Source organism: Campylobacter concisus (assembly GCF_002913865.1).
GTDB classification, from domain to species: domain Bacteria; phylum Campylobacterota; class Campylobacteria; order Campylobacterales; family Campylobacteraceae; genus Campylobacter_A; species Campylobacter_A concisus_AM.
Genome location: NZ_POYX01000101.1, coordinates 1 through 625, shown reverse-complemented (window position 1 = coordinate 625; position 625 = coordinate 1). Strand labels below are relative to the sequence as shown.

Genomic DNA, 625 nt, shown 5'->3' with positions numbered 1-625 from the left:
GATACTAAACGCCTCACTTTTTTGGCAAAAGGGTCGAATTTGCATAAATTTTTTGCCTAAATTTAGTGAGAAAAATTTAGTAAATGGCAAAAAACAACTTAGCTCGGTTTTGCCTTTACCAAAGAGATTTGTGCTAGAATTTTTAAGAAATTTTGGCTTAAAAGATAGAGCGTTTTATGAATTTAGTGATGATGGAAAAAGTATCATAAAAAGGCTTTTTGCTTACGAATTTGCCCCAGCTGGGACATTTGGCTTTGAAAGGGCTGAAGTTACAAAAGGTGGTGTAAAAACTATATTTTTAGATGAAAATTTAGAGTGCAAAAGTGTAAAAGGACTTTATTTTATAGGAGAAGTCTTAGATATCACTGGTATGCTTGGTGGATATAACTTACATTTTGCATTTGCAAGCGCTCTAAAGGTTGCTAGCGCTTTAAAAAAATAGCTAATCAAATTCAGAGGAATTTAGCTAGTGGCAGCCAAAACTGCCACTAAATTTACTATCTCTCGCTTAGATACTCTTGCAAGCTTTTTACCTCAAGTGCTTTGCCAGTTTGAACTGTGCTTAGTGACTTGGCAGCTGCGAGTGCTGCACGGATAGTTGTAAAACTTGGAATTTTAAATCTAA

General features: G+C 34.9%; 1 protein-coding gene. It reads left to right on the top strand.

The features are described from left to right. The coding region (locus CYP77_RS06695; protein WP_103567478.1) for an NAD(P)/FAD-dependent oxidoreductase at positions 1-442 on the top strand (442 nt) is incomplete at its 5' end. Positions 443-625 lie beyond the last annotated feature (183 nt).